This window comes from Streptomyces gamaensis, assembly GCF_042656465.1.
Lineage (GTDB): Bacteria > Actinomycetota > Actinomycetes > Streptomycetales > Streptomycetaceae > Streptomyces > Streptomyces gamaensis.
This window is the reverse complement of record NZ_JBHSPB010000016.1, coordinates 1-26640: the sequence shown is the minus strand read 5'-3', so window position 1 is coordinate 26640 and position 26640 is coordinate 1. Positions and strand designations below refer to the sequence as shown.

Annotated in this window: 23 protein-coding genes and 1 riboswitch; of the genes, 8 read left to right on the top strand and 15 right to left on the bottom strand. The window is 73.3% G+C overall.

Annotated elements, in window-relative coordinates:
• Positions 1 to 71: 71 nt before the first annotated feature.
• The 3 genes from ACFP1Z_RS23810 (at position 72) to ACFP1Z_RS23800 (ending at position 3228) form a co-directional block, all read left to right on the top strand.
• Positions 72 to 821 carry a FadR/GntR family transcriptional regulator gene (locus tag ACFP1Z_RS23810; protein ID WP_390319252.1) on the top strand — a complete coding sequence of 250 codons (750 nt, stop codon included), beginning with the start codon at positions 72 to 74 and terminating at the stop codon, positions 819 to 821.
• 99 nt (positions 822 to 920) lie between these two features.
• A complete protein-coding gene (gene eat, locus ACFP1Z_RS23805; protein ID WP_390319250.1) occupies positions 921 to 2390 on the top strand; it encodes an ethanolamine permease in 1470 nt (489 codons plus the stop codon).
• Entirely contained in the window at positions 2383 to 3228 is an 846-nt protein-coding gene (locus ACFP1Z_RS23800) for a gamma-glutamyl-gamma-aminobutyrate hydrolase family protein (protein WP_390319248.1), read from the top strand. The genes eat and ACFP1Z_RS23800 overlap by 8 nt, the downstream gene beginning before the upstream one ends.
• Here the strand turns inward: ACFP1Z_RS23800 and ACFP1Z_RS23795 are convergent.
• A complete protein-coding gene (locus tag ACFP1Z_RS23795; RefSeq protein WP_390319497.1) occupies positions 3225 to 4205 on the bottom strand; it encodes a LysR family transcriptional regulator in 981 nt (326 codons plus the stop codon). The genes ACFP1Z_RS23800 and ACFP1Z_RS23795 overlap by 4 nt on opposite strands.
• A gap of 76 nt (positions 4206 to 4281) precedes the next feature.
• On the opposite strand from ACFP1Z_RS23795, the gene ACFP1Z_RS23790 reads away from it, so the two are divergent.
• Positions 4282 to 5439, top strand: a complete 1158-nt coding sequence (locus ACFP1Z_RS23790; protein ID WP_390319246.1) for a TDT family transporter — start codon at positions 4282 to 4284, stop codon at positions 5437 to 5439.
• Here the strand turns inward: ACFP1Z_RS23790 and ACFP1Z_RS23785 are convergent.
• Entirely contained in the window at positions 5366 to 6106 is a 741-nt protein-coding gene (locus tag ACFP1Z_RS23785) for a helical backbone metal receptor (protein WP_390319244.1), read from the bottom strand. The genes ACFP1Z_RS23790 and ACFP1Z_RS23785 overlap by 74 nt on opposite strands.
• A gap of 36 nt (positions 6107 to 6142) precedes the next feature.
• Positions 6143 to 6364, top strand: a riboswitch (cobalamin riboswitch).
• Between the two features lie 42 nt (positions 6365 to 6406).
• On the opposite strand from ACFP1Z_RS23785, the gene metE reads away from it, so the two are divergent.
• Positions 6407 to 8725, top strand: coding sequence for a 5-methyltetrahydropteroyltriglutamate--homocysteine S-methyltransferase (gene metE / locus ACFP1Z_RS23780; RefSeq protein ID WP_390319242.1), 2319 nt, complete (start codon positions 6407 to 6409; stop codon positions 8723 to 8725).
• 69 nt (positions 8726 to 8794) lie between these two features.
• Here the strand turns inward: metE and ACFP1Z_RS23775 are convergent, their stop codons facing one another.
• The gene (locus ACFP1Z_RS23775) at positions 8795 to 10600 is read right to left on the bottom strand and encodes an ABC transporter permease/substrate binding protein (protein ID WP_465269285.1); all 1806 of its coding nucleotides are present in this window, start codon (positions 10598 to 10600) and stop codon (positions 8795 to 8797) included.
• Positions 10593 to 11675 (bottom strand): quaternary amine ABC transporter ATP-binding protein, encoded by a 1083-nt coding sequence (locus ACFP1Z_RS23770; protein WP_390319240.1) that lies wholly within the window; start codon positions 11673 to 11675, stop codon positions 10593 to 10595. Before ACFP1Z_RS23770 ends, ACFP1Z_RS23775 begins: the two co-directional genes overlap by 8 nt.
• Positions 11676 to 11936: 261 nt before the next feature.
• On the opposite strand from ACFP1Z_RS23770, the gene ACFP1Z_RS23765 reads away from it, so the two are divergent.
• Together ACFP1Z_RS23765 and ACFP1Z_RS23760 are read left to right on the top strand one after the other, a co-directional pair.
• Positions 11937 to 12842 carry a 5'-3' exonuclease gene (locus ACFP1Z_RS23765; RefSeq protein WP_390319495.1) on the top strand — a complete coding sequence of 302 codons (906 nt, stop codon included), beginning with the start codon at positions 11937 to 11939 and terminating at the stop codon, positions 12840 to 12842.
• Positions 12843 to 12951: 109 nt separating this feature from the next.
• On the top strand, positions 12952 to 13797 hold the full coding sequence (locus tag ACFP1Z_RS23760; RefSeq protein WP_390319238.1) for a siderophore-interacting protein: 846 nt from the start codon (positions 12952 to 12954) through the stop codon (positions 13795 to 13797).
• A 75-nt stretch (positions 13798 to 13872) separates the two neighbouring features.
• Here ACFP1Z_RS23760 and ACFP1Z_RS23755 read toward each other — a convergent pair whose 3' ends face one another.
• From ACFP1Z_RS23755 to ACFP1Z_RS23705, 11 genes are all read right to left on the bottom strand, one after another.
• Positions 13873 to 16701, bottom strand: coding sequence for a DEAD/DEAH box helicase (locus tag ACFP1Z_RS23755; protein ID WP_390319236.1), 2829 nt, complete (start codon positions 16699 to 16701; stop codon positions 13873 to 13875).
• Between the two features lie 140 nt (positions 16702 to 16841).
• The gene (gene tatC / locus ACFP1Z_RS23750; protein WP_390319494.1) at positions 16842 to 17732 is read right to left on the bottom strand and encodes a twin-arginine translocase subunit TatC; all 891 of its coding nucleotides are present in this window, start codon (positions 17730 to 17732) and stop codon (positions 16842 to 16844) included.
• A gap of 107 nt (positions 17733 to 17839) precedes the next feature.
• Positions 17840 to 18121, bottom strand: coding sequence for a Sec-independent protein translocase subunit TatA (gene tatA / locus ACFP1Z_RS23745; protein ID WP_390319234.1), 282 nt, complete (start codon positions 18119 to 18121; stop codon positions 17840 to 17842).
• Positions 18122 to 18319: 198 nt separating this feature from the next.
• Positions 18320 to 18550 carry a hypothetical protein gene (locus tag ACFP1Z_RS23740; RefSeq protein WP_390319233.1) on the bottom strand — a complete coding sequence of 77 codons (231 nt, stop codon included), beginning with the start codon at positions 18548 to 18550 and terminating at the stop codon, positions 18320 to 18322.
• Positions 18551 to 18573: 23 nt separating this feature from the next.
• Positions 18574 to 18816, bottom strand: a complete 243-nt coding sequence (locus ACFP1Z_RS23735; RefSeq protein WP_390319230.1) for a hypothetical protein — start codon at positions 18814 to 18816, stop codon at positions 18574 to 18576.
• A 35-nt stretch (positions 18817 to 18851) separates the two neighbouring features.
• Complete coding sequence (locus ACFP1Z_RS23730) at positions 18852 to 19814, bottom strand: helix-turn-helix transcriptional regulator (RefSeq protein ID WP_390319229.1); 963 nt, start codon at positions 19812 to 19814, stop codon at positions 18852 to 18854.
• 31 nt (positions 19815 to 19845) lie between these two features.
• On the bottom strand, positions 19846 to 20847 hold the full coding sequence (locus tag ACFP1Z_RS23725; protein ID WP_390319227.1) for a helix-turn-helix transcriptional regulator: 1002 nt from the start codon (positions 20845 to 20847) through the stop codon (positions 19846 to 19848).
• 138 nt (positions 20848 to 20985) lie between these two features.
• Positions 20986 to 21363: an FKBP-type peptidyl-prolyl cis-trans isomerase gene (locus ACFP1Z_RS23720; protein ID WP_390319225.1), complete on the bottom strand. Its 378-nt coding sequence runs from the start codon at positions 21361 to 21363 to the stop codon at positions 20986 to 20988.
• Between the two features lie 103 nt (positions 21364 to 21466).
• Entirely contained in the window at positions 21467 to 22456 is a 990-nt protein-coding gene (locus ACFP1Z_RS23715) for an FKBP-type peptidyl-prolyl cis-trans isomerase (protein ID WP_390319493.1), read from the bottom strand.
• Positions 22457 to 22617: 161 nt separating this feature from the next.
• Positions 22618 to 23979: a Pup--protein ligase gene (gene pafA, locus ACFP1Z_RS23710; RefSeq protein WP_390319223.1), complete on the bottom strand. Its 1362-nt coding sequence runs from the start codon at positions 23977 to 23979 to the stop codon at positions 22618 to 22620.
• Positions 23980 to 23988: 9 nt separating this feature from the next.
• Positions 23989 to 25248, bottom strand: a complete 1260-nt coding sequence (locus ACFP1Z_RS23705; protein WP_390319221.1) for an MFS transporter — start codon at positions 25246 to 25248, stop codon at positions 23989 to 23991.
• A 197-nt stretch (positions 25249 to 25445) separates the two neighbouring features.
• Between ACFP1Z_RS23705 and ACFP1Z_RS23700 the strand changes: the two genes are divergently transcribed.
• Positions 25446 to 26474, top strand: a complete 1029-nt coding sequence (locus ACFP1Z_RS23700; protein ID WP_390319491.1) for a LacI family DNA-binding transcriptional regulator — start codon at positions 25446 to 25448, stop codon at positions 26472 to 26474.
• Positions 26475 to 26640: the final 166 nt, after the last annotated feature.

Below are 26640 nucleotides of genomic sequence, written 5' to 3'. Positions count from 1 at the left end.
CCGGTAGACCATTGGTTGGGAAGAGGGAACGGGAAGAGGGAACGGACGTGGGAGAGCGAGGGAGGGGGGCGGTGACGCGTCAGGACGGCGGACAGGCGGCGGACCGGCTGGCGCCGGTGCTGCGGCCGGTGCGCGCGGGCGGCGGCTTCGAGGAGGCGCTGGAGCAGATACTGCAGATCGTCCGCCTGGGCCTGGTCGGCGAGGGTGAACGGCTGCCGTCCGAGCGGGAGTTGGCCGAGCGGCTGCACATCAGCCGGGTGACGCTGCGCGAGGTGCTCAAGGTGCTGCAGGACCAGGGGCTGGTGGAGAGCCGGCGCGGCCGTTACGGGGGGACGTTCGTCCGCGCGCGGGCCGGCCGGATCCGTACGGCCGCCGCCGGTACGGACGAACTGCGGCGCCGCATCGCCTCGGTGGACGTCGAGGACACGCTGCGTTTCCGCGAGGTGCTGGAGGTGGGTGCGGCCGGGCTGTGTGCCGCGCACGGGCTCGACGCGGGGCAGCGGGAGCGGCTGCGGGCGGCCCTGGAGGCCACCCACGAGGCGCCGTTGGCGGACTACCGGCGCCGGGACACCCTCTTCCACCTGACGCTGGCGGAGCTGTCGGGTTCCCCGTCGCTGGCCGCGCAGTACGCGGCGGTGCGGGCCACGGTCAACGACCTGCTGGACTGTATCCCGCTGCTCGTACGGAACCTGGAGCACTCGCAGCTCCAGCACGCGGCGCTGACCGAGGCCGTGCTGGAGGGGGACGCGGACGCGGCCCGCGAGGTGATGCGCGAGCACTGCTGCGGGACGGCGGCGCTGCTGCGCGGCTTCCTCGCGTGAGGCGCACACGTAACGAGCGTTTTACGCACGGGGGTTGCCCTGCGGCGTCCACCGGAGCAAAGGTATGGCGCAAAACCTTTACTGCGAGGAGCCGCGCCGATGCCCGACCGTACGGACTCCCCCAGCACGCCGCCCGCGTCCGCGCCGCCCGGTGCCGACGCCCTCGACGCCTATCTGGAGCGGCGCACGCTGCGCCGGGGCAGCGCCGGCCCGCTCCTGCTCACCGGCCTGGGCGTGGCCTATGTCGTCTCCGGTGACTACTCCGGCTGGAACTACGGCCTCGCGCACGGCGGTTTCGGCGGGCTCGCCGTCGCCGCCGCCCTGATGGGGCTGATGTACACGTGCATGGTCTTCGCGCTCGCGGAGCTGGCGTCCGTCCTGCCCACGGCGGGCGGCGGCTACGGCTTCGCGCGGCGCGCGCTCGGCCCCTGGGGCGGCTTCCTGACCGGGACCGCGATCCTCATCGAGTACGTGCTCGCGCCCGCCGCGATCTCCCTGTTCATCGGCGACTACGTCGAGTCGCTGCACCTGTTCGGGCTGACCTCGTCCTGGCCGGTGCACCTGGCCTGTTTCGTCGTCTTCATCGGGATCCACCTGTGGGGCGTCGGCGAGGCGCTGCGCTTCTCCTTCGTCGTCACCGGCATCGCCGTGGCCGCGCTGCTGGTCTTCGCGGCCGGCGCGCTCACCGACTTCGACGCGGGGCGGCTCACCGACATCCCCGTGGACCAGGGCGCGTTCGGGGCGGCGTCCTGGCTGCCGTTCGGCCTGCTGGGCATCTGGGCGTCCTTCCCGTTCGGCATGTGGTTCTTCCTCGGCGTGGAGGGCGTGCCGCTCGCGGCGGAGGAGACCCGGGACCCGGCCCGTTCGCTGCCGCGCGCCATGGCCACCGCGATGGGCGTCCTGCTGCTGCTCGCCGTCCTCACCTTCCTCGCCGCGAGCGGCGCGGGCGGCGCCGACGCGATGAAGGACGCGGGCAATCCGCTGGTGGCCGCCCTGCAGCGGGACGGACACCCCACCGTGCTCGGCAGGATCGTCAACTACGCGGGGCTGGCCGGGCTCGTGGCCTCCTTCTTCTCCCTCATCTACGCGGGCTCGCGGCAGTTGTTCGCCCTCTCCCGGGCCGGCTACCTGCCGCGGTTCCTGTCCCTGACCAGCCGGCGCAAGGCCCCCTGGCTCGGGCTGGTCGTGCCCGGCGCGCTCGGCTTCACGCTCGCCGCGGCCACCGGGGACGGGGCGCGCATGCTCGACGTCGCGGTGTTCGGGGCGACCATCTCCTACGCGCTGATGTCGCTCTCCCACATCGTGCTGCGCCGCCGCGAACCCGCTCTCGCGCGCCCGTACCGCACGCCCGGCGGGGTCGTCACCTCCGGGGCGGCGTTCGTGCTCGCGTGCGCGGCGCTGGTGGCGACGTTCCTCGTCGATGTCGCGGCGGCGCTGATCGCGCTCGCCGTCTACGCTGTCGCGGCGGGCTACTTCGGCTGCTGGAGCAGGCACCGGCTGGTGGCGCGGGCACCGGAGGAGGAGTTCGCGGCGCTGGCGCGGGCCGAGGCGGAGCTGGCCCGTGAGTGAGTCACGCGAGCACGACCCGAAAGGCAGCACGAGGACCATGCACGATCTGCCGTCGCACGACCTGCCGTCGCACGAGCCGTCGGACGAGCCGGGTGACACCGCACCCTCGGCACCGCCCCTGATAGGTGTCACCACCTACTTCACCCGGGCCCGTTGGGGCGCCGCCTGGGACCTGCCCGCGGCCCTGCTGCCGGCCGACTACCCGGGCTCCGTACAACGGGCCGGCGGACTGGCCGTGATGCTGCCGCCGGACGACCCCACGTCCGCGCCCGCCGTGCTCGACCGGCTGGACGGGCTCGTCCTCGCGGGCGGCGAGGACCTGGACCCGGCGCTGTACGGGCAGGAGCCGCACGAGCGCGCGGGCGCCCCCGTCCCGGAGCGGGACCGCTGGGAACTGGCCCTGCTGGCCGCCGCGTTGGAGCGCGGCACGCCGGTGCTGGGCATCTGCCGGGGCATGCAGCTGATGAACGTCCACGCCGGCGGCACCCTGGTCCAGCACCTGCCGGACCGGGTCGGCCACGACGCGCACAACCCGCGCACGGGTGTCTTCACCGATCACCGCGTCACGCCCGTCGCGGGCACCCGCACCGCCTCCCTGCTCCCGGCCTGCGCCGTGGCCACGCACCACCACCAGGCCGTCGACCGCCTCGGCCCCGGCCTCCTGGCCACGGCCCACGCCGACGACGGCACGATCGAGGCCCTCGAATTCCCGGGGGCGGCCTTCGCGGTGGGGGTGCAGTGGCATCCGGAGGCGCGGGGTGACCTGGCGGTCATGCGGGGCCTGGTACGGGCTGCGGGCGCCGCTGGGAAATCAAGCCCCTCCGGGGCCACCCCCTAGGACACCCCCCGCGTCAGCCCCAACAGCTCCCGCGCCGGCCCCGCAGGCCGCTGCCCCACCGGCCACACCGCCCGCAGCGCACGACGCAGCTGGATCCCCGCCACCGGAATCTCCACCAGCCGGCGGGCCGCCACCTCCTCCCCGATCGCCAGCTCGCTGAGCACGGACGGCCCCGCCCCGCTCACCGCGGCGGCCTTCGCCGCCGTGGTCGACGCGAGTTCCAGCAGCGGCGGCGCGGCCCCGCCGTACGCGGACAGCGCCGCGTCCAGCACCTGCCGCGTGCCCGAGCCGCGTTCGCGCAGGATCAGCGGGGTGGCGGCGAGCTCCCGGGCGGCGAGGGGGGCGCGGCGGCGGGCCCACGGGTGGGAGGGGGCGGTGACCACCGCGAGCCGGTCGTGGCCGACGACCGCGCCGTCCAGGCCCGGCGGTATGTCCAGGCCCTCGACGAAGCCGAGGTCGGCGGCGGAGGAGAGCAGCCGCTCGGCGACGGCCGCCGAGTTCCCGGCGAACAGGGACACGGCCGTGTCCGGGCGCCGCGCGCGCAGGGCGACGAGCCAGCCGGGCAGCAGGTACTCGGCGATGGTCATGCTGGCGGCGACCCGCAGCCGGGAGTCCCGGCGGGTGCGCAGCGCCTGCGCGCCGGCGTCGAAGGCGGCGGCGGCCTCGACGATCCGCCGGGCCCAGTCGGTGACGAGCACCCCGGCGTCGGTGAGCCGCGAGCCGCGCGGCGACCGCTCCACGAGCGCGACCCCGAGCATCCGCTCCATGCTGCGGATCCGGCTGCTCGCGGCGGGCTGGGTGATGCCCGTCTCCTTGGCGGCCCGCCCCAGGCTCCCCAGCCGCGCGACGGCCAGCAGCAGTTCCAGCGCGGCGAGGTCGGGGACCCGGTGGGCGAGCGGCCCCTGCGGGCCGGCGCCGGGGGCATCCGCTCCGCCCGGTGTCGCGCGGGCCTGCTCCGCGCCCTCCCCTTCACCCATGCTCATCACCCCACCTTATGCCCTCATAGACACAAAGCCCCTGGTGGGAGCGGCCCGCCCGGGCGACCGTGGAGGCATGACCACGCTCGCGCACCCCCGCACCCCCACCCGGGAGACCGCCCCGCCCCGCCCCGGGCTGCGGCACTTCGGGCCCAACTGGTACGCCTCCGTGATGGGGACGGCCATTGTCGCGAGTGCGGGGGCCGCGCTGCCGGTGACGGTGCCGGGGCTGCGCGGGGCCTGCCAGGCCGTGTGGGTGCTCGCCGCGCTCGCGCTGCTCGGCGTGCTCGCCGCGCGGGCCGGGCACTGGGCGCGCCACCCCGACCAGGCCCGTACGCACCTCGGTGACCCGGCCGTGGCCCCGTTCTACGGCTGTCTGGCGATGGCGCTGCTGGCCGTCGGCGGGTCGACACTCGCCGTCGGCAAGGACGTGATCGGCACACCGGCGGCCGTGGCCGTGGACGCCGTGCTGTGGACGGCCGGCACCGTCGTCGGTCTGCTCGCGGCGACCGCCGTGCCGTACCTGATGGTGACCCGGCACAGGATCGCCCCGGACAGCGCCTCCCCGGTGTGGCTGCTGCCCGTCGTGGCCCCGATGGTGTCCGCCGCGCTCGGTCCGGCGCTCGTACCGCACCTGCCGGCCGGGCAGTGGCGGCAGGCGATGGTGCTGGGCTGCTACGGCCTGTTCGGCATGAGCCTGCTGGCGACCCTGATCCTGCTGCCGGCGGTCTTCGCGCGGCTGGTGCACCACGGTCCGCTGCCGCTCGCGCTGACGCCGACGCTGTTCCTGGTGCTGGGCCCGCTGGGCCAGTCCACGACGGCCGTGAACAACCTCGCCGACGCCGCCCCCGGTGCGCTCGCCGGCCCGTACGCGCAGGCCGCGGCCCCCTTCGCCGTCCTGTACGGCACCCCGGTGACCGGTTTCGCGCTGCTGTGGCTGGCGCTGGCGACGGCGATGGTGGTGCGGGCGCTGCGGCAGGGCATGGGCTTCGCGATGACGTGGTGGGGGTTCACCTTCCCCATCGGTACGTGCGTCACCGGCGCCGCCGGCCTCGCCCGGCACACCGGTCTCACCGCGTTCACCTGGCTCGCGGTGGCCCTGTACCTCGTGCTCGTCGCCGCGTGGGCGACGGCCGCGACCCGTACGCTGCTCGGTCTGGTCAGCGGCAGGCTGCTCGCAGCGCCGCGCCCAGCACCCGCGGTGCCCGCGTCAACGACGGCCCGTACCAGGTGAGATGACGTCCGCTGACGAGCGCGCAGGGCAGTCCGGGGAAGGCCTCGGGGCCGTCGTCGGCGGTGAAGCGGTAGGGCTCGTCGGGCAGGACGACGAGCCCCGCTCCGCACGCGTTGAGCTCGTCGATGCCGATGCGGGGATAGCGTTCGGCGTGCCCGGCCCAGGCGTTGGCCACGCCCAGCCGGGCCAGCAGGTCGCCGGCGAAGGTGTCCCGGCCGAGCACCATCCAGGGCCGGCGCCACACGGGCACCACGGCCCGTACGGACGGCTCCCCGGCCCGTACGTCCCGCCACGCCTCGCGCGCCTCGGCCAGCCAGCCGGGCCGCTCCAGTCCGCAGCCGGCCACCAGGACCCGCTCCAGCTCGGTGAACGCCTGCTCCAGGGAGCGGACTTCGGTGACGAGCACCCGCAGCCCGGCGGCCCGCAGCGCGGCCAGGTCGGCGGGCCGGTTCTCCTCCTCGTTGGCGACGACGAGGTCGGGGGCGAGGGCGGCGATCCGGGCGGTGTCGGGGTTCTTGGTGCCGCCGATCCGGACCGCGTCGAGGCCCGGCGGACGCGTGCACCAGTCGGTGACGCCCACCAGCAGTCCGGGGGCGCTCGCGGCCACCGCCTCGGTGAGCGAGGGCACGAGCGAGACGACCCGGCGGACAGCGGTGCGCATGGCCATGATCACAGAGTATGCCGCGCGCGCAACTCCTGTGGCTAGACTGCGCGGTGCAGCTGGTTCGCCCCGTCCGCCAGGCGGGAGCGTCGTAAGAGGGAATCCGGTGCGAGTCCGGAACTGCCCCGCAGCGGTGAGCGGGAACGACCGCCGTCATACGCACTGGACGCCCGTGGCGTCCGGGAAGCGACGGCCAGTAGGTGCCCGGCCCTTCGGCCGGGTGCGCCCGCGAGTCCGAAGACCTGCCACTGCCCGCACACTGGAAAGCGGGGTGCGGTTCCGCACGAACTCGCGAAGGAGAGTTCCGTGAACGCAACGCGTACTGCGCGTGTCCGCCCGACGCTGCACGGCTACCCCCGGCAGGGCCCCGACCGGGAGCTGAAGAAGGCCGTCGAGAGCTACTGGAAGGGCCGGATCACCCAGGATCAACTGCTGGCCGAGGCGGCCCGGTTGCGTGCCGCCGCCCGTGAGGAGCTGCGGGCCCGCGGCATCGCGGAGATCCCCACCGGGGACTTCTCGCTCTACGACCACGTCCTGGACGCCACCTGGGCCGTCGGCGCGATCCCGGCCCGGCACCGGGCGGCGGCACGGACGGACACGCACACCGATCTGGACGTCTACTTCGCCATGGCGCGCGGCACCAAGGACGTGCCGCCGCTGGAGATGACGAAGTGGTTCGACACCAACTACCACTATCTGGTTCCCGAGTTGGGCCCGGACACGGTCTTCACGCCCGACTCCCGCAAGCAGGTCGGCGAGTTCACCGAGGCCCGCGAGGCCGGATACTCCGCCCGGCCCGTCCTGCTCGGCCCGGTCAGTTTCCTGCTGCTGGCCAAGCCCGCCCCGGGGGTGGCCGCCGGCTTCGAGCCGCTGACGCTGCTGGACCGGCTGCTGCCGGTGTACGCGTCGCTGCTCGCGGACCTGCGGGCCGCGGGCGCTGCGTGGGTGCAGCTCGACGAGCCCGCCCTCGTCCAGGACCAGCCGCCCGCCGTGCTGAACGCCGTCGCCCGCGCCTACCGGGACCTGTGCGCCGTCGAGGACCGGCCCAGGCTGCTGGTCGCCTCCTACTTCGACGAGCTCGGCGAGGCCCTGCCGGTGCTCGCCGGGTCCGCCGTCGAGGGACTGGCGGTGGACTTCACCGGTCCGGCCGCCGGTAACCTCGGCGCCCTGGCCCGGCTCGGCGGGCTGCCCGGCAAGCGGCTGGTCGCGGGCGTCGTCGACGGCCGCAACGTGTGGGCCGCCGACCTGGAGGGCGCCCTGTCGACGCTGGCCCAGCTGCTGCCCCTCGCGGGCGAACTCGACGTCGCGCCCTCCTGCTCGCTGCTGCACGTCCCCCTCGACGTCGCCGCCGAGCGCGAACTGGACCCGCAGATCGCCCGCTGGCTGGCCTTCGCCCGGCAGAAGACCGCCGAGGTCGTCACCCTCGCCACGGCCCTCAGCGAGGGCCGCGAAGCGGTCGCCCCGCAGCTCGCGGCGGCCCGCGCCGCCCGGCTCTCCCGGGCGGGCTCGGCCCTCACCCGCGACGCGGCCGTCCGCGCGCGCTGCGCCGCCGTCACCGGGGCGGACACCCGCCGCCCGCAGCCCTACCCGGAGCGGGCCGTGGCCCAGCGGGCGCGGCTCGGCCTGCCGCCGCTGCCGACGACCACCATCGGCTCCTTCCCGCAGACCCCCGAACTGCGGCGCGCCCGGGCCGCGTTGCGCGCGGGCACCCTCGGCGAGGACGGCTACCGGGAGCGGATCGCCGCCGAGATCCGCGAGGTGGTCTCCTTCCAGGAGAAGGCCGGACTGGACGTGCTGGTGCACGGCGAGCCCGAGCGCAACGACATGGTCCAGTACTTCGCCGAGCAGCTGAACGGCTACCTCGCCACCCGGCACGGCTGGGTGCAGTCCTACGGCACCCGCTACGTCCGGCCGCCGATCCTCGCCGGCGACGTCTCCCGGCCCGCGCCGATGACCACCGAGTGGACCGGCTACGCCCAGTCGCTGACCGCCCGGCCCGTCAAGGGCATGCTCACCGGACCGGTCACGATGCTCGCGTGGTCCTTCGTCCGCGACGACCAGCCGCTCGCCGAGACCGCCCGCCAGGTGGCGCTCGCGCTGCGCGACGAGGTCGCCGACCTGGAGGCCGGGGGCACCGCCGTGATCCAGGTCGACGAGCCGGCGCTGCGGGAACTGCTGCCGCTGCGCGCCCCGGCCCGTGCCGGATATCTCCGGTGGGCCACCGAGGCGTTCCGGCTGGCGACGGGCGGGGTGCGGGCGGACACCCAGATCCACACGCACATGTGCTACGCCGAGTTCGGCGAGATCATCTCCGCGATCGACGCGCTCGACGCGGACGTCATCAGCCTGGAGGCGGCCCGCTCGCACATGGCCGTCGCCGACGAGCTGGCCGCGGCCGGCTATCCGCGCGAGGCGGGGCCGGGGGTGTACGACATCCACTCGCCGCGCGTGCCGCCCGTGGAGGAGATCGCGCAGCTGCTGCGGCACGCGCTGCGCGCGGTTCCGGCGGAGCGGCTGTGGGTCAACCCGGACTGCGGGCTGAAGACCCGCGCCCCCGAGGAGTCCGGCCCGGCCCTGGAGAACCTGGTCGCGGCGGCGAAGCGGGTACGGGCGGAGCTGCCGTAAAACGCGAAGGGCCCCGCCCGGCGACCTCGTCAGAAGGTCTCCGGGCGGGGCCCGACCCCGGTGCGGGGGTTACGACTTCACCGGCGCGATCTTGTCGATCAGGCCCGGGTGCGCGTCCAGCCAGTGCGCGGCGGACTGCTTCTCCTTGCCCTTGCCGCCGTCCTGGATGGCGACCTCCAGCGAGGCGAGGTCCTCGGCGGACATGTGGAAGTCCTTGATCCAGCCGGCGACGCGCGGGAACTCCTCGGCGAAGTCCTTCTTGCCGATGGCGTGGATCTGCTCGCCCTGGCCCCAGGCGCCCTTGGGGTCCTTGAGCTTCTTCAGGTCGTACTTGCCGTAGGCCCAGTGCGGGGACCACAGCGTCGTGACGATCGGCTCCTTCTTCTTGATGGCGCGGTCCAGCTCGGCGAGCATCGTCGAGGTGGAGGAGGAGACGACCTTGTACTCGCCGTCCAGCCCGTACTCGCCCATCACCTTGTCGTTGAGGGTGCCCATCATCCCGGCGCTGGACTCGATGCCGACGATCTTGCCGCCGAACATCGCGCTCTTGCCCTTGAGGTCCTCCAGGGAGTCGACGTCCTTCACGTAGGAGGGCACGGTCAGCTCAAGGGAGGTGGGCCCGTACCAGGTGCCCAGGTCGGAGAGCCGGTCGCCGTAGCGGTCCAGGTACTGCTTGTGGGTCGTGGGCAGCCAGGAGTCGAACTGCACGTCCATCTGCCCCTGGGCGAGCGCGGTGTACAGCGGTCCGGGGTCGAGCTGCTGCACGTCGGGCTTGTAGCCGCGGCGCTCCAGGACGTTCTGCCACAGGTAGGTGCTGGCGACGGCCTCGTCCCAGGGGAAGTAGCCCAGCTTGATGCGCTGGCCCTTGCCGACGCCGGAACCGGCGGCCACGCTCTGCCCGTCGCCGCCGTCGCGGGCGATGCTCATACCGCCCGCGATCAGGGCGAGGACGACGACACCGGCGGTGGCGACGGCCGTACCGGGCCGGTAGCGCAGCACCTTCAGGCCGCGCGCGGTCGCGGCGGCCTTGGCGAGCGCGCGCCGGCCCAGCGGCGAGACACGCTGGTTGAGGGCACCGGTCATCCGGTCCAGGTAGATCGCGAGGATCACGACGGCCAGACCGCTCTCGACACCGCCGCCGATGTCGACCTTGGTGACGGCCGCGTACACGGCCTCGCCGAGGCCGCCCGCGCCGGCCATGCCCGCGATGACGACCATGGACAGGGCGAGCATGATGACCTGGTTGACGCCCGCCATGATCGTGGGCAGGGCGAGCGGCAGCTGCACCCGCAGCAGGGTGTCGCGCGGCGTGGTGCCGAAGGCGGTGGCCGCCTCGACGAGTTCGCCGTCGACCTGCCGGATGCCCAGCTCGGTCATGCGCACACCGGGCGGCATCGCGAAGACGACGGTGGCGATCAGACCGGGGACCGGGCCGATCGAGAAGAACATCACGCCGGGGATCAGGTAGACGAAGGCGGGCATCGTCTGCATGACGTCGAGCACCGGCCGCAGCACGCCGCTGACGGCGCGGCTGCGGGCCGCCCAGATGCCCAGCGGCACCGCGAGCAGCAGCGTGATCAGGCTCGCGACGAGCACGAGCGACAGCGTGGAGGTGGCCTCGTGCCACAGGCCGAAGGAGTCGACGAGCGCGAGCCCCGCGAAGGCGAGGACACCGGCGAGCAGGCCGCGCAGCCAGAACGCGATGACGGCGAGGATGCCGGCCATCAGCAGCGGCGAGGGCGCGTCCAGTACGGTGCGCACGCCGTCGTAGGCGCCGGTGACGACGGTGCTGACGGCGTCGAAGAGCCAGCTGAGGTGCGACTGCAGCCAGGTGACGATGGTCTCCGCCCATTCGCCGAGGTGGATCCTAGGCATCGGCGCTCACCTCCTGCTTGCGGGCGGGGGCTTCGACAGCGGCTCCTTCGGGAGCGTCGGCGGGGGCGCCGAGCGCGGAGAGCAGCTTGTCGCGGGTGACGACGCCGGCGAGTTCGCCGGTGTCGTCGGTGACGGCCACCGGGGCCCCGCTGCGCGCGAAGGGCGTGAACAGCTCGGCGACGGGCGTGTGCGCGCTGACGGTCGCGGGGGCGTCCCCGAGGGCCGCGGCGCCGGGCGCGTCCATGATCGAGCCGGCGGTGAGCACCCGGGAGCGGTCCACGTCCTGGATGAAGGAGGCGACGTAGTCGTTGGCGGGGCGGACCAGGATGTCCTCGGCCGTGCCGTTCTGCACGATCCGGCCGTCGCGCATGACGGCGATGCGGTCGCCCAGGCGCATGGCCTCGTTGAGGTCGTGGGTGATGAAGACGATGGTCTTCTTCAGCCGCGTCTGGAGGTCCAGCAGCTGGTCCTGCATGTCGCGGCGGATCAGCGGGTCGAGGGCGCTGAAGGACTCGTCCATCAGCAGCAGGTCGGCGTCGGTGGCCAGCGCGCGGGCGAGGCCGACGCGCTGCTGCATGCCGCCGGAGAGCTCGTCGGGCCAGGAGGTCTCCCAGCCGCCCAGGCCCGCCAGCTCCAGGGCCTCGGCGGCGCGCTCCGCGCGCTCGGCGCGGGCGACGCCCTGCACCTCCAGGCCGTAGGCGGCGTTCTCCAGCACGCTGCGGTGCGGGAACAGCGCGAAGTGCTGGAAGACCATGCTGATCTTCTTCGAGCGGACCTCGCGCAGCTCGCGCGGGGACAGCGCGGTCAGGTCCTGCCCGTCGTACAGGACGCGTCCGGCGGTGGGCTCCAGCAGTCCGTTGAGCATGCGCAGCAGCGTGGACTTGCCGGATCCGGACAGACCCATCACCACGAAGATCTGGCCCGCCTCCACCTCGAAGGAGGCGTCGATGACCGCCGCGGTGGTTCCGTCGGCGCGCAGCTCGTCGCGGCCTGCGCCGCCTTCGAGCCGTCGCACGGCGGCTTCGGGTCGTCTGCCGAACACCTTGTACAGATGCTCGGCCTTCAGCCTGGACACATACACCTCTCGGGTAGCACGAACAGCACGTCCCGGCTCCCCCGAAGCAGCCGGGACGTGGAGCGGTGCGGTATCGGTCCGCGTGCCCGCCGCCCAGTGCCTCTCGTCGAAAGCGCGTGTCTTTCGTTGAAAGCACGACGGGATCCGCTCCGGCACCGCGCCTGCCCTCGTTCATTCCGGGCAAACGGAACAGTGATCCACTTCACAGTGCGCGGGGGTGTCGGTGGTCTGCGGCATCATCGACGCGTGACGCGACGCCTGATGCTCCTCGACACCGCTTCCCTGTACTTCCGCGCCTATTTCGGGGTGCCCGACACCGTGCGCGCCCCGGACGGCACCCCGGTCAACGCGGTGCGCGGTCTGCTCGACTTCATCGCCCGCCTGGTCGCGGACCACGAGCCGGACGAGCTGGTCGCGTGCATGGACTTCGACTGGCGCCCGCGGTGGCGGGTGGATCTCATCCCCTCCTACAAGGCGCACCGCGTCGTGGCGGAGTCCGAGGCGGGCCCGGACACCGAGGAGGTCCCCGACACCCTCTCCCCCCAGGTCCCGGTGATCGAGGAGGTGCTCGACGCGATCGGCATCGCCCGTGTCGGCGCCGCCGGCTATGAGGCGGACGACGTGATCGGCACCCTCACGGCCCGCGCGGCCGGCCCGGTCGACATCGTCACGGGCGACCGCGATCTGTACCAGCTGGTGGACGACCGGCGCGGGGTGCGGGTGCTGTATCCGGTCAAGGGCGTGGGCACGCTGCAGACCGTCGACGAGGCGGTGCTGCGCGAGAAGTACGGGGTGGACGGCGCCGGTTACGCGGATCTGGCGCTGCTGCGCGGGGATCCGAGCGACGGGCTGCCGGGGGTGCCGGGCATCGGGGAGAAGACGGCGGCGAAGCTGCTGGCCTCCTTCGGCGATCTGGCCGGGATCACGGCCGCGGCGGCGGATCCGGCCTCGAAGCTCACCCCGGCGCAGCGCAGGCGGCTGCTGGAGGCCGCCGGCTATCTGGCGGTGGCGCCGAAGGTGGTGCGGGTCGCCTCCGATGTGCCGCTGCCGCCGTTCGACCCGGCGCTGCCGGGCGAGCCGCGCGATCCGATGGCGCTGGAGGAGCTCACGGCCCGCTGGGGTCTGGGCGGTTCCCTGCGGCGGGTGCTCTCGGTCCTCGCCCGGTGAACTGCTAGGTTAGGTCGGCCTAACTTATTCGTTGACCGCCGTACTTGATCGCAGTACTTGTGGCAGTACTTGTCGGTGCGGCACCTGTCGCGCGCGAAGGGGAACCACCATGGCAGAGCGTCCCGTCCGCAGGAAACCGCAGCTCCACCGCGCCCATGTGGTGCGCACCGAGCGGCTGACCCCGCATATGATGCGCGTCGTGCTGGGCGGCGAGGGCCTGGCCGGGTTCGGCGCGGGCGAGCACACCGACCACTACGTCAAGCTCCTCTTCCCGGTCGAGGGCGCCGCCTACCCGGAGCCCTTCGACATGGAGACCGTCCGCCGCGAGCTGCCGCGCGCCCAGTGGCCGCGGACGCGCACGTACACGGTGCGTTCCTTCGACCGGGCGGCGCGCGAGCTGGTCCTGGATTTCGTGGTGCACGGCGACGAGGGCCTGGCGGGCCCCTGGGCGGCGGGCGCGCAGGCCGGCGAGGAGGTGCTCTTCCTGGGCCCCGGCGGCGCCTACTCCCCCGACCCGGCCGCCGACTGGCATCTGCTGGCCGGTGACGAGAGCGCCCTGCCCGCGATCGCCGCCGCCCTGGAGGCGATCCCGGCGGGCGCGAGCGTGCACGCCTTCGTGGAGGTCGCGGACGCCCGCGAGGAGCAGGAGATCGCCCTGCCCGAGGGCGTGCGCGTGACCTGGCTGCACCGGTCGGGGGCGCCGGTCGGCGAGGCCCTGGTGAAGGCCGTGCGGTCGCTGGACTTCCCGCCCGGTGACGTGCACGCCTTCGTGCACGGCGAGGCCGGCTTCGTCAAGGAACTGCGCCGCCATCTGCGGCTGGAGCGCGGGGTGCCGCGCGAGCGCCTGTCGATCTCCGGCTACTGGCGCCGCGGCCACGACGAGGACGGCTGGCAGGCCTCGAAGCGCGAGTGGAACGCGCAGGTGGAGCGCGAGCAGGAGACGTCCGCCGCCTGACCGTCCGGCGCGGGCCCGCGCGGCGCCGGCCCCTCCCGGCCGCAACAGCCGGGAGGGCTCGGCGAGTCAGGGAATCTACCCCACCGACGAGTAGGCCACGACACCCCGCAGCAGCCCGTCCATCGCCTTGCGGGCACTGCGCGGCACCGAGCTGTCCGCGGGCGCGGCCGCCGCGATCTGGCCGAGGACGTCGATGGCCTGCTTGCACCAGCGCACGAAGTCACCGGCCGGCATCTCGATCTCGTGCAGCACCTCGTCCAGGCTGTGCCCGGACGCCCACCGGTAGGCGGCCCAGGCGAAGCCGAGGTCCGGCTCGCGCTGGCCCACGCCCTCCGCCTGGTTGATCCGGTGGTCCTCCTCCAGGGCGTCCAACCGGCCCCAGATACGCACCATTTCGGCGAGCGCCTCCTTCGCGGGACCGCCCGGCAGCTTCGGCGGGGCCGCGTCGTCGGCCGCCCGCGCCTCGAAGACCAGGGCGGACGCGCACGCGGCGAGCTCGGCCGGCTTCAGCCCCTCCCACACGCCGTCGCGCAGGCACTCCGCGGCCAGCAGATCCAGCTCGCCGTACAGCCGGGCCAGCCTGCGGCCGTCCTCGGTGACCTCGTCGCCCCGCAGATACCCCAGACCGGTCAGCAGCGAGCAAATCCGGTCGAAGGTACGGGCGATGGTGTTCGTCCGTCCCTCGATACGCCGCTCCAGCTGGCGGTTGTCGCGCAGCAGCCGGTGGTAGCGCTCGGCCCAGCGGGCGTGGTCCTCGCGGTCGGAGCAGCCGTGGCAGGGGTGCGCGCGGATCGCGGAGCGCAGCCGGGCGATCTCGGAGTCGTCGACGGCCGCCGACCGCGCCTTGCGGTGCCGCTCGGGCACGATGTGCCCGGCCTTGGTGCGCAGCGCGGAGGCCAGATCGCGCCGCGACTGCGGGCTGCGCGGATTGAACGAGCGGGGGATGCGCACCCGCTCCAGGGCCTCGACCGGGACCGGGAAGTCGATCGGCGCGAGCCGCTTGACCTGCCGCTCGGCGGTCAGGACGAGCGGACGCGGCCCGTCGTGGGCCTCGAAGCCGCGGTGCCGGTCGGTACGGCCCGCCGCGAGCCCGGGGTCGAGCACCAGCGCCAGGCCCGCGTACTTGCCGGTGGGCACGTGGATCACATCGCCGGGGCGCAGCCGCTCCAGCGCGGCGGCCGCGGCGGCCCGGCGCTGCACGGCGCCCTGCTTGGCCAGCTCGGTCTCGCGGTCCTTCAGCTCCCGCCGCAGCCGGGCGTACTCGTCGAAGTCGCCCAGGTGGCAGGTCATGGACTCGCGGTAACCGGCCAGGCCCTCCTCGTTCTTCTGCACCTGGCGGGAGATCCCGACGACGGAGCGGTCCGCCTGGAACTGCGCGAAGGAGGTCTCCAGCAGCTCCCGCGATCTGTGCCGGCCGAACTGCGAGACGAGATTGACCGCCATGTTGTAGGACGGCTTGAAGCTGGAGCGCAGCGGATACGTGCGGGTGCCGGCCAGGCCCGCGAGCGCGGCCGGGTCCATGGCGCGCTGCCACAGCACGACCGCGTGCCCCTCGACGTCGATGCCGCGCCGCCCGGCCCGGCCGGTGAGCTGGGTGTACTCGCCGGGGGTGATGTCGGCGTGCTGCTCGCCGTTCCACTTGACGAGCTTCTCCAGCACCACCGAGCGGGCGGGCATATTGATGCCCAGGGCCAGGGTCTCGGTGGCGAAGACCGCCTTGACCAGCCCCTTGGCGAACAGCTCCTCGACGACCTCCTTGAAGGTCGGCAGCATGCCGGCGTGGTGCGCGGCGATGCCCCGCTCCAGGCCCTCCAGCCACTCGAAGTAGCCCAGGACGTGCAGGTCCTCGTCGGGGATGGCGGCGGTGCGCTCCTCGACGATCTCCCGGACCCGGGCCCGCGCCTCGGCGTCGTTCAGCCGCAGCCCCGCGTACAGGCACTGCTGGACGGCGGACTCGCAGCCGGCCCGGCTGAAGATGAAGGTGATGGCGGGCAACAGGCCCTCGGCGTCGAGGCGTTCGATGACCTCGACCCGGCTGGGCACCCAGATCCGGGCCCGCTGCCGGCGCTCGCGCTCGCGGTCGGCCTCGCGCAGATTGCGGCCGCGCCGCTTGTCGCGGCCGCCCAGGGGACGGCTGTTCTCCATCCGGGCCAGCCGCACCAGGTCCGGATTGACCTCGCGGCGGCCGCCGCCGGGGGTGCCGTCGGGGGTCGCCTTCTCCTGGAACAGGTCGTACATGCGCCGCCCGGCGAGCACGTGCTGCCACAGCGGGACGGGCCGGTGCTCGGAGACGATCACCTCGGTGTCGCCGCGCACGGCGTCCAGCCAGTCGCCGAACTCCTCGGCGTTGGAGACGGTCGCCGAGAGGGACACCAGCGTCACCGACTCCGGGAGGTGGATGATCACCTCCTCCCAGACGGCGCCGCGGAAGCGGTCGGAGAGATAGTGCACCTCGTCCATGACCACATAGCCGAGGCCCGTGAGCGTCGAGGAGCCCGCGTAGAGCATGTTGCGCAGCACCTCGGTGGTCATCACGAGCACCGGGGCCTCGGGGTTGACGCTGTTGTCGCCGGTCAGCAGGCCGACCTTGCCGGCGCCGTAGCGGCGGACGAGGTCGGTGTACTTCTGGTTCGACAGCGCCTTGATGGGCGTGGTGTAGAAGCACTTGCGGCCCTGGGAGAGCGCCAGGTGGACGGCGAACTCGCCCACGATGGTCTTGCCCGAACCGGTCGGCGCCGCCACCAGGACGCCTTTCCCGGCCTCCAGCGCCTGGCAGGCGGCGATCTGGAAGGGGTCCAGTGCGAAGTCGTACATCTCGCGGAACGGGGCGAGGGCGGTGGCCTGCTCCGTGGCGCGCCGCCGGGCCTCGGCGTAGCGCTCAGCAGGGGACATGTCGTCGGTCATCTTGTCTACGAGCCTACCGGGAGCCCCTGACAGCGCACCCGATCATTACCGGGCCCGGGCCCGGGTACGACGGACGCCCCGGGGCCGGTGCCCCGGGGCGTCTCTCATGACCCTGTCTTCCGACCCGCGCGCCGTGCGGATCAGGTCACGTCGTCGTAGTCGTTGCGTCGGGCGGGTCCGTGGCCGCTGTCGTCGGCCTGCTCCAGCGCGGGCAGCGGCCGGGAGTCGCCGACCGGCTCCGGCGTCAGGTCCAGCGGGGCGGCCTCGTCGTCGTCGAGCTGCCGGTCCGGGTTGCGGCGCTCGCGGCGCCGGTCGTTGAGGATCGAGAAGCCCACGGCCCCGAAGTAGAGCATGACGATCGGTACGGCCAGCACGCACATGCCCAGCGGGTCGGTGCTGGGGGTGGCGACCGCGCCGAAGACGAACACGGCCATCACCACACCGCGCCACCACTTGAGCATCGTCTTGCCGGTGACCATGCCGACCAGGTTCATCATGACCAGGATCAGCGGCAGTTCGAAGGCGAGGCCGAAGACGAGGATCATCCGGACGGTGAAGTCGAGGATGTCGTCGAGGGCGAGGGTGTTGGCCGCGGCATCGGGCGTGACGCTCAGCAGCACCCGCATGCTGGTGGGCATGATCAGGTACGCGAGGTAGGCGCCGGCGACGAACAGCGGGGCGGCCGTGGAGACGAAGGCGAGCGTGTACTTCTTCTCGTTCTTGTGCAGGCCCGGCGCGAGGAACGCCCACAGCTGGTAGAGCCAGATCGGCGAGGCGATGGTGACGCCCGCGAGCAGGCACACCTTGACCACCGTGGCGAACGGTGAGGCCAGGGTGCCGAAGACGACGATCGCGCAGTTGCCGCCGTGGCTCTGGGCGAGATCACGGCCCGGGCAGGCGGGCACCGGGCTGGACAGGAAGTCCATGATCTGCTTGTTGTAGAACGCGGCGGCGACGGCCACCACGACGATGGCGAGCACGGCCTTCGCCAGGCGATTGCGCAGCTCGCGCAGGTGCTCCGCGAGGGGCATGCGCCCCTCGGGGTCCTTCACCTTCTTGCGGGCAGACTTGGGCAACCCACGTCCCTATCTCGTGCGGCAGACGGACACGCGCGGCGCCCGTCCCGGTCGTCCCTGGATCAGTGCTGCGTCGTACGGTCGGCGGGCTCGCTCGCCGGACGGCCGGAGACATCGCCGGGGGCGGCCTTGATCGTACGGGGGGCGGCGGAGCCGGCGGGCGGGTCGGCCGGGGCGGAGGCGTTGTCCTGGCCCTCCGAACGCATCGCCTTGGCCTCGCTCTTGAGGATGCGCGCGGACTTGCCGAGCGAACGGGCCATGTCGGGGAGCTTCTTCGCGCCGAACAGCAGGACGATGAGAACGAGAATGAGAATGATCTCGGGGGCGCCGAGCCTTCCGAACATAAGCGTGTACCTTCTCACCGAAGCGGCATGGGTGGGGTGCTGCGAGCCGGTCCGCCGGGTCTGCTCCCGGCAACCGCACGTCAGCGATCGTAACGCGCAGGGGTGAACACCGGACAATCCCCGTGCGTACTCCCGGCTGCGGCCCACCGCCTCGTCGCAGACCGCCGTCCCAGCCTACCGCCCGCTCCGGGACCCGGCTCAGCCCTGATGCACGGAGTCCTCGCGCACGGAGCGCACCGTGTGCGCGGTGTTCCCGGCGAGCGGCAGCGCGGCCCGCTCCAGCTCCTCGGCGGCGCCCGCGATCCGCACCGAGCTGTCGGCGATCTGGCGGGCCAGCCGCCGCACCTCGGTCAGGACGCGGGCGGCGAGCACGCCGAGCACGGCGATTCCGCAGAAGGCGAGGGCGACGGCGAGCACGGTCCAGAGCATGGCGGGAGCCTATCGGTGGCGGGTCAGGCGGTGATGTGCAGCCGCAGGGTGCGCACCCCGCCGCCGGTGAGCAGCTCCACGATCCGCTCCCCCGCCGGCTTTCTGACCGCGGCACCGCAGTCGGGGCAGGTGAAGGAGTAGAAGGTGGTCTTGTGGCTGGCGCCGATGGCGAGCCGCAGCGCGCCCGCGGCCAGCTCGAAGCAGCCCCGGCAGTCGGGGCAGGCGGCCTTGAACACCGCGGCCCTGTGGTGCGTACGCGCGTCCACCGCGCCCCCTCCCGCGTTCTTCGGCAACGGCCCGCTCACTCCCCGTACGCCGCGAGGGCCTCGCGCGCCGCGTCCCGGGCACCGGCCACCAGCTCCGGCGGGGAGACGATGCGCCCGTCGGCGCCGAGCCGCAGCGCGAGCCGGCGCAGCGAGGCGGGGTCGGGGGTGCGCAGGGTGATCCGCAGACCGCCGTCGGGCAGTTCCTCGGCGCGGTCGTGCGGGTAGTACTCGGCGACCCAGCGGCCGCAGGGCCCGACCTCGACGACGACCTCGGGGTCCTCGGCGGCCGGCTGCACCAGCCCGGCGGACAGGTCGCGGGGCTCCAGCGGCGGCGGGTCGCAGACCTCGTCGAGCAGCCGGATCTCGGCGACCCGGTCCAGCCGGAAGGTGCGCCGGGCCTCCGAGAGCCGGCACCAGGCCTCCATGTAGGTGTGGCCGACGGCGAACAGCCGGATGGGGTCGACCTCGCGCTCGGTGAGCTCGTCGCGGGCGGGCGAGTAGTAGCGCAGCCACAGCCGGCGGCGCTCGGCGATGGCCCGGTCGACGTCGGCGAAGACGCCGCCCTCGGACTCGAAGGTGACCGACAGCCGGGAGCTGGCGCCGGCCGCCTCGCCGGCCGCGGCCTCGATCTTGGCGGTGGCGCGGAGCAGGGCCTGCCGGTCGCTCTCGCGCAGCCCGGGCAGAGTGGCCACGGCGCGGGCGGCCACGAGCAGCGCGGTGGCCTCGTCGGCGGCGAGCCGCAGCGGTTCACCGGTGCTGGTGCCCGAGGCGTCGGGGTTGTGCCACCAGATGTGTTCGCCGTCGGTGTCGATGTCCAGCAGGTCGCCGCCGCGGAAGCTGGTGCCGCACATGGGCAGCACGTCGAGGTCGGCGATCAGCTCGTCCTCGGTGATGCCGAAGGCGCGCGCGACCTCGGCGACGCGGGCGCCGGGGCGCTCGCGCAGATAGGTGACCAGCGAGAGCATCCGCCGGGTCTGGTCGATGGCGTTGGTGGCCATGGCGTGAAAGTCCCGTTCCCTCGTCCTGTGGTCAGCCCTTGGCGACGGCGCGCAGCCGGTCGAGCACGTCCGCGCGGAGCTCGGCGGGGCCGAGGACGACCACGTCGGGGCCGAACTCGGCGAGCCAGGCGTCCAGTCCGTGCCCGTAGGGGATCTCCAGCTCGTCCCAGCCGTCGCCGAGCGGGCGGGTGGCGGTGGCGCGGGCGCGCAGCGGATAGCCGTGCCCGGAGCGGAGCCTGATCAGGGCGGTGCCGGTGGCGGTCTCGCCCGCCCAGGTCTCGACGGTCTCGCGGACGGTGGAGTGGTCGGGCACCGGCGCGGTGTAGGGCAGCGCGCGGGAGCGGACCCGGCCGGTGATGCGGGAGAGCCGGAAGACCCGCTCGGCCGCGCGGTCGCGGTCCCAGCCCGCGAGGTACCAGTGGCCGCGCCAGCACTCCAGGGTCCACGGCTCGACGTGCCGGCGCTCGGGGCGGGAGGCATTGGCCTTGCGGTAGTCGAACTCGACGGGGCGGCGGTCCCGGGCGGCGAGCATCAGCGGCTCGAAGGCGGCCTCGCGGACGGGGATGCGCGGCTCCAGGGCGCCGTGCCCCTCGTAGTCGGCCTCGGCCAGCGGCATGCCGGCGGCCCGCAGCTTCTGCAGGGCGCCGCTGGCGGCACCGGCGAGACGGGCCTGCTGCCAGACCTTGGCGGCCAGGCCCAGGGCGGCGGCCTCCTCGGCGTCGAGGGTGATCGGGGGCAGCCGGTTGCTGTCGCGGCGGGCCAGATAGCCGGTGTCGCCGTCGACGCTCTCGACGGTCTCGATGATCAGGCCGAGCTCGCGCAGGTCCTCCTTGTCCCGCTCGAACATCCGGTTGAAGGCGTCGTCGCCGGGCGCGGAGTCCCCCGGGGCGCCGCCGCCCGCGGCCCGGCCGGGGCCGAAGGCCTCGATGTACGCCTCGATGGAGGCCCGCAGCTCGCGCTTGCTGAGCGGCCGGCTCGTGCCCAGCAGGCACAGCGCCAGGTTCATCAGCCGCTCGGCCTTGGCAATCGCCATCGACGCCCTCTCTGCTTGTGTTCTCAACGGTTGACCGTACCGCCCGGCGGCCGCCCGGCAAAAGCCGAGGCCCGCACTCCCCCTCGTGAGGGAGTGCGGGCCCTGGGTGTTCGAACCGGCGCGGCGGGAGCTACGGGCTCAGCCGATGCCCATCAGGTCGCAGACGAAGATCAGGGTCTCGCCCGGGGCGATCACGCCGCCGCCGGCACCGCGCTCGCCGTAAGCGAGGTGCGCCGGGATGACCAGCTTGCGCCGGCCGCCGACCTTCATGCCCTGGATGCCCCTGTCCCAGCCTTCGATGACCTGGCGGGCACCGAGCTGGAACTCCAGCGGCCTGTTGCGGTTCCAGCTCGCGTCGAACTCCTCGCCGGTGGAGAAGGCCACGCCCACGTAGTGGACCTGGACGAAGTCACCGGCCTTGGCGACCTGGCCCTCGCCCTCCCAGACCTCGGTGATCTCCAGGTCGGTCGGGACCGGGCCCTCGGGGAAGTCGATCTCGGGCTTGTCGATGTTCACGCGGTGCTCCTACGCAGGAATCGTGCAGATAACCGTGCAAGTCTGGCAGACCGGGGGCGGGGTCCCGGCCGGGGGCCCCGCCGGTCCGCCCGCGTGGCCCGCCTCAGGCCTTGCCGACGATGTCGACGACGAAGACGAGGGTGTTCTTGTCCAGCCCGCTCTGCGGGTTGCCCTCGTAGCCCAGCTTCGGCGGGATCACCAGCAGGACCCGGTCACCGACGTGCTTGCCGACGAGCCCCTTGTCCCAGCCCTGGACGACATTGCCGGTGCCGATCTGGAAGGCCGTGGCGCCGGAGTGGTCGAAGGAGGAGTCGAACTTCTTGCCGTCCTCCCACTTCACCCCGGTGTACTGGGCGATCAGCCCGTCGCCGGCCTTGATCTCCGGGCCGGTGCCCTTGATCAGCACCTGCTCCTTGAGGTCCTCGGGCGCCTTGGTGTCCTTGGGGACCGTGATCTCGGCGGCCTTGCCGGGCTCGGCCTTGACCTCCGGCATGCCCTCCTCGGGCGCCGCCTGCTCGCCCTTGGCCCCGGCCTTCGGATCGACCTTCTGGGCGCCGGCGACGTCGATGACCCACACCAGCCCGTCCTCGGGCTTGACCCCGGACTGCGGGTTGAGCTGGTCGCCGATGAGCGCCTTCGCGCTGCCCTCGACCTCGATACGGCTGCCGGCCTTCTGGCCGACGACGGCGTCGAGCACCTTGGCCGGCATCTCCTGGCTGGGCTGGCCGAGCTGCTGGACGAGCTGCCGGCGCGGGCCCTTGGTCCCGGCCTTCTCCTGCATCGTCCAGGTACCGCCGAGGGGCTTGTCGTCCTTCATGGTCTGCCCGGCGAAGTCCAGGCGGACGAAGGAGTCCTTCTCCACCTTCTCGCCACTGCCCTCGACCAGGGTCTTCACGACGAGCTTGTCGGCCGCCTTCGCGTCCTTGGGCGAGGTGGAGATCTTCGGCTGCTCACCGAACTTCCCCTCGACCGTGACCTTGGCTACCGGCGAGCCTTTGCCGCTGCCCTCGTCCCCGCAGGCGGCGGCGGTGAACAGCAGGGCGGGCACGGCCAGCGCCGCCGCGATGCGGCGCGTGTTCTTCGTGAGCTTCATCATCCAACTCGGGGCTAGGGGGGTGGCTGGGCAGTGCCCGCCACTTTACGGCTTGCGTCTGCCCCGGCAACCCCGGCCGACACGGCCGCGCGCCGGGTCACGGCGGTCGTCCGTGCCCCGGCGCGCACCGGAGGGCGCCGCGCGGGCGCGGCCCCGGCCGGTCACATCCCGGCGATGAGCTTCTCCACCCGGTCGTCCACCGAGCGGAAGGGGTCCTTGCACAGCACCGTGCGCTGCGCCTGGTCGTTGAGCTTCAGATGCACCCAGTCGACGGTGAAGTCGCGGCGCTGTTCCTGGGCGCGGCGGATGAAGTCGCCGCGCAGCCGGGCCCGGGTGGTCTGCGGGGGCACCGACTTGCCCTCGAAGATCTTGAGGTCGTTGCAGACCCGGGCGGCCTGGCCCTTCCGCTCCAGCAGGTAGTACAGGCCCCGGCGGCGGTGGATGTCGTGGTAGGCGAGGTCTATCTGGGCCACCCTCGGGTGGGACATGGTGATGTTGTTCTTCGTCCGGTACCGCTCGATGAGCTGGTACTTCATCACCCAGTCGATCTCGGTGGCGATCCGGTCCAGGTCCTCTTCGCGGACGGCCTCCAGCGTGCGGCCCCACAGCTCCAGGACCCGCTCGACCGTGCCGGTGCGGATGCCGCGCCGCTCGCAGAAGTCCACGGCCTTCTCGTAGTACTCCTGCTGGATCTCCAGCGCGGACGCCTCGCGGCCGCTGGCCAGGCGCACCTTGCGTCTGCCGGTGATGTCGTGGCTGACCTCGCGGATGGCCCGGATGGGGTTCTCCAGGGTCAGATCGCGCATCACCGTGCCCGCCTCGATCATGCGCAGCACGAGGTCGGTGGCGCCGACCTTGAGCAGCATGGTCGTCTCGGACATGTTGGAGTCGCCGACGATCACGTGCAGCCGGCGGTAGCGCTCGGCGTCGGCGTGCGGCTCGTCGCGGGTGTTGATGATCGGGCGCGAGCGGGTGGTGGCGGAGCTGACGCCCTCCCAGATGTGCTCGGCGCGCTGACTGACGCAGTAGACCGCCCCGCGCGGGGTCTGGAGCACCTTCCCCGCCCCGCACAGCAGCTGCCGGGTGACGAGGAAGGGGATGAGGATGTCGGCGAGCCGGGAGAACTCCCCGTGCCGGGCCACGAGGTAGTTCTCGTGGCAGCCGTAGGAGTTGCCGGCGGAGTCGGTGTTGTTCTTGAAGAGGTAGACGTCGCCCGCGATGCCCTCCTCGTGCAGACGACGCTCCGCGTCGACGAGCAGCCCCTCCAGGATCCGCTCGCCGGCCTTGTCGTGGGTGACCAGCTCGATGACGCTGTCGCACTCCGGTGTCGCGTACTCCGGGTGCGATCCCACGTCGAGGTAGAGCCGGGCACCGTTGCGCAGGAAGACATTGCTGCTGCGGCCCCAGGAGACGACCCGGCGGAAGAGGTACCGCGCCACCTCGTCAGGGGACAGCCGGCGCTGCCCCCGGAATGTGCACGTGACGCCGTACTCGTTCTCCAGCCCGAAAATGCGGCGGTCCATGCCTGAACATTACGCCTGATGCCCTGCGCTGAAACCGGGTTCGGCGGCACCGGTTCGATCATTTTCAGGCACGTTTCCGGCGACCACCCGGGCCTTGGGGGCGGTCAGGAGATGCCGCGTGGCGAGCAGGACGAGCAGGGCCGCGGCGCCGCCGGCGACGGAGACCGCGAAACCCATGGCGTCGCTGCCCCACTCGATGGCCGGGCCGGCCACGGCGCTGCCGATCGAGGCGCCGACGCCGAAGGAGGTGACGAGCCAGGAGAACGCCTCGGTGGCGCAGCCGCGCGGCGCGTGCCGGTCGACGACGACGAACGCGCAGGCCAGCGCGGGCGCCAGGAACACACCGGCGAGTGCGGCCAGCAGCGTCATGGCGATCGCGCCGGGCACCAGCACGAGCGGGACGTAGCACACCGCGAGGGCGGTGACGATCAGCCGCAGCCGGCGCTCGGGCTCGCCCGCCCACTGCCGGTGGCCGTAGACGACACCGCCGATGAGGGCGCCGACGCCCAGCGCGGAGAGCAGCCAGGCGGAGATGTTCTTGTCGCCCTGGTTCTCGGCGTAGGCGACGGCGGCGACGGCTATCGCGCCGAGCGCCGAGCCGATGCAGAAGAAGGCCCCGAGCACCACGAGCAGCCCGCGCGAGCGCAGCGCGCCCAGCCAGTGCGCCTCGCGGGGCTCGCTGCGCCAGCCGCGCGAGGGCGGCGAGGTGACCACCGCGAGCGCGCCGAGGAGTCCGAGCACGTTGATGACCAGCAGCCCGGCGGCCGGGGACCACTGTGCGGCCAGCAGCATGACGATGAGCGGGCCGACCGCGTACATCACTTCCTGGGCGACCGCGTCGAGCGCGTACGCGGCGTGGATGCGCTCCTCGCTCCCCAGCACCGAGGGCCACAGCGCGCGCAGCCCGCCCTCCAGCGGCGGGGTGAACAGACCCGCGATCGCCACGGCCGCGTAGGCGAGCGGCAGCGGATCCAGGCCGACCCAGGCGAAGACCGCCATGCCGAGGGCGGAGAGCACCGCGGACGGCAGCATCACCCGGGGCTGGCCGTAGAGGTCGACGGCCCGGCCGAGCAGCGGCTGGCCGACGGCGTTGCCGATGCCGTAGACGGCCGTCAGCGCGCCGGCGAGGGCGTAGCCCGCGTCCTGGGACTTGACGAAGAGGACGATGGCCAGGGAGGCGGTGGCGGTGGGCAGCCGGCCCACCAGGGTTCCGGTGAGCAGCCGTGCCGCGTACCGCGTTCTGAGCATCTCGGCGTAGCCGGCCGCCATGGTGTGCACTCCTTGGTCCCGGGCGTCCTCGCCCGGGTCGTCTGATGGGGTTTTACGTACAACGATCGAAGTCGTCATACGTACCATGGCCGCAGCCCGCGGGTCCAACCCGGCCGCGGGCGGGGGAAGCACGGGAGGCAGCAGTGACGAGGGGCGGATCCGGCGGCACGGGTGGGACGGAAGAACGCTGGCCGCCGGTGCGCGGGCCGCGCGCGGTGGCCCGGGCCACCAGCCGGGACGTCGCCCGGGTGGCCGGAGTCTCGCAGACCACGGTCTCACTCGTGATGGGCGAGAAGTGGCGCGGCCGGGTCTCGGAGCGCACCGCCGAAGCCGTACGCTCCGCCGCGCGCGGCCTCGGCTACCGGCCCAATCTCGCGGCCCGCGACCTGCGGCTGGGACACCCCCGGACAGCACTGCTCGTCGTGCCCGCGCTCACCAACGAGTTCTTCGCCCGGGTCTGGACGGGCACCGCGCGCGCCGCCGAACAGTACGGCGTGGGCGTCGTGCTCTACCCCTCCCCCGAAGGCATCGGCCCGGCCCGGGACCCCTTCGCCTCCGCCAGCGCGACCCTCGACGGCGTGATCGCCTCGTCGATGGCCGCCGAGGCGCTGGACGCGCTGCGCGAGGGCGGGCTGCCGCTGGTGATGCTCGACAGCGACCCGGACCGCACGGAGGCGTCGGCGACCGTCAACCTCGACATCGCCGACGGGATGCGGCAGCTCGCCGCGCATCTGCTGGGCCTGGGCCACCGGCGCTTCGTCCACCTCGCCGCCGAGGTCGACTCATGGACCTTCCGCGAACGGCAGCGCGCACTGGCCGCCGCGCTGCGGGAGGCCGGCGGTACTCAGCTGCGCACCGTGTACGCCGCGCTGTCCGTGGGCGAGGCGACCGAGGCGACCGAGCAGGCCCTCGCCGGGCCCGGCCCGCGCGCGACCGCCCTGGTCTGCGACAGCGACGTCCTCGCGGCCGGCGCCTGCAAGGCGGCCCGGCGGCTGGGCCTGCGCGTACCCGACGACATCTCGGTGACCGGCTTCGACGACCTGACCCTGGCCACGGCGGTGGAGCCGGAACTGACGACGGTGCGGTTGCCGACGGAGGCGGTGGGGGAGGCGGGGATGCGGGCTTTGATGACGGTGCTGGACGGGGGGGTGGCGGGGTCGCGGGCTTTGCCGGTGGAGTTGGTGCGGCGCGGTACGACTGCTGCGGCGCGGCCTGGTTCCGGGTGACCTTGTGGGGGCGTGGCCGGGTGGGGGTGGGCGCCTGCGGCGGGCTTCTTCCCCAGCCCCGCCCCTTCCCGAAACTGGGGCTCCGCCCCAGACCCCGGTCCTCAATCGCCGGACGGGCTTGAAAATCAAGCCCGTCCGGCGATTGAGGACGCCCCCTAGAAAAGCC

Coding starts and splice junctions, on each gene's coding strand:
- ACFP1Z_RS23775 (WP_465269285.1), bottom strand. CDS start 10,600: ATGCCTAGGATCCACCTCGGCGAATGGGCGGAGACCATCGTCACCTGG.
- ACFP1Z_RS23740 (WP_390319233.1), bottom strand. CDS start 18,550: ATGCTCTGGACCGTGCTCGCCGTCGCCCTCGCCTTCTGCGGAATCGCC.
- ACFP1Z_RS23795 (WP_390319497.1), bottom strand. CDS start 4,205: ATGGGTGAAGGGGAGGGCGCGGAGCAGGCCCGCGCGACACCGGGCGGA.
- ACFP1Z_RS23755 (WP_390319236.1), bottom strand. CDS start 16,701: ATGACCGACGACATGTCCCCTGCTGAGCGCTACGCCGAGGCCCGGCGG.
- ACFP1Z_RS23705 (WP_390319221.1), bottom strand. CDS start 25,248: ATGGCGGCCGGCTACGCCGAGATGCTCAGAACGCGGTACGCGGCACGG.
- eat (WP_390319250.1), top strand. CDS start 921: ATGCCCGACCGTACGGACTCCCCCAGCACGCCGCCCGCGTCCGCGCCG.
- ACFP1Z_RS23725 (WP_390319227.1), bottom strand. CDS start 20,847: ATGGCGATTGCCAAGGCCGAGCGGCTGATGAACCTGGCGCTGTGCCTG.
- tatC (WP_390319494.1), bottom strand. CDS start 17,732: ATGCCCCTCGCGGAGCACCTGCGCGAGCTGCGCAATCGCCTGGCGAAG.
- ACFP1Z_RS23760 (WP_390319238.1), top strand. CDS start 12,952: ATGGCAGAGCGTCCCGTCCGCAGGAAACCGCAGCTCCACCGCGCCCAT.
- pafA (WP_390319223.1), bottom strand. CDS start 23,979: ATGGACCGCCGCATTTTCGGGCTGGAGAACGAGTACGGCGTCACGTGC.
- tatA (WP_390319234.1), bottom strand. CDS start 18,121: ATGTTCGGAAGGCTCGGCGCCCCCGAGATCATTCTCATTCTCGTTCTC.
- ACFP1Z_RS23790 (WP_390319246.1), top strand. CDS start 4,282: ATGACCACGCTCGCGCACCCCCGCACCCCCACCCGGGAGACCGCCCCG.
- ACFP1Z_RS23715 (WP_390319493.1), bottom strand. CDS start 22,456: ATGAAGCTCACGAAGAACACGCGCCGCATCGCGGCGGCGCTGGCCGTG.
- ACFP1Z_RS23765 (WP_390319495.1), top strand. CDS start 11,937: ATGCTCCTCGACACCGCTTCCCTGTACTTCCGCGCCTATTTCGGGGTG.
- ACFP1Z_RS23730 (WP_390319229.1), bottom strand. CDS start 19,814: ATGGCCACCAACGCCATCGACCAGACCCGGCGGATGCTCTCGCTGGTC.
- ACFP1Z_RS23785 (WP_390319244.1), bottom strand. CDS start 6,106: ATGGCCATGCGCACCGCTGTCCGCCGGGTCGTCTCGCTCGTGCCCTCG.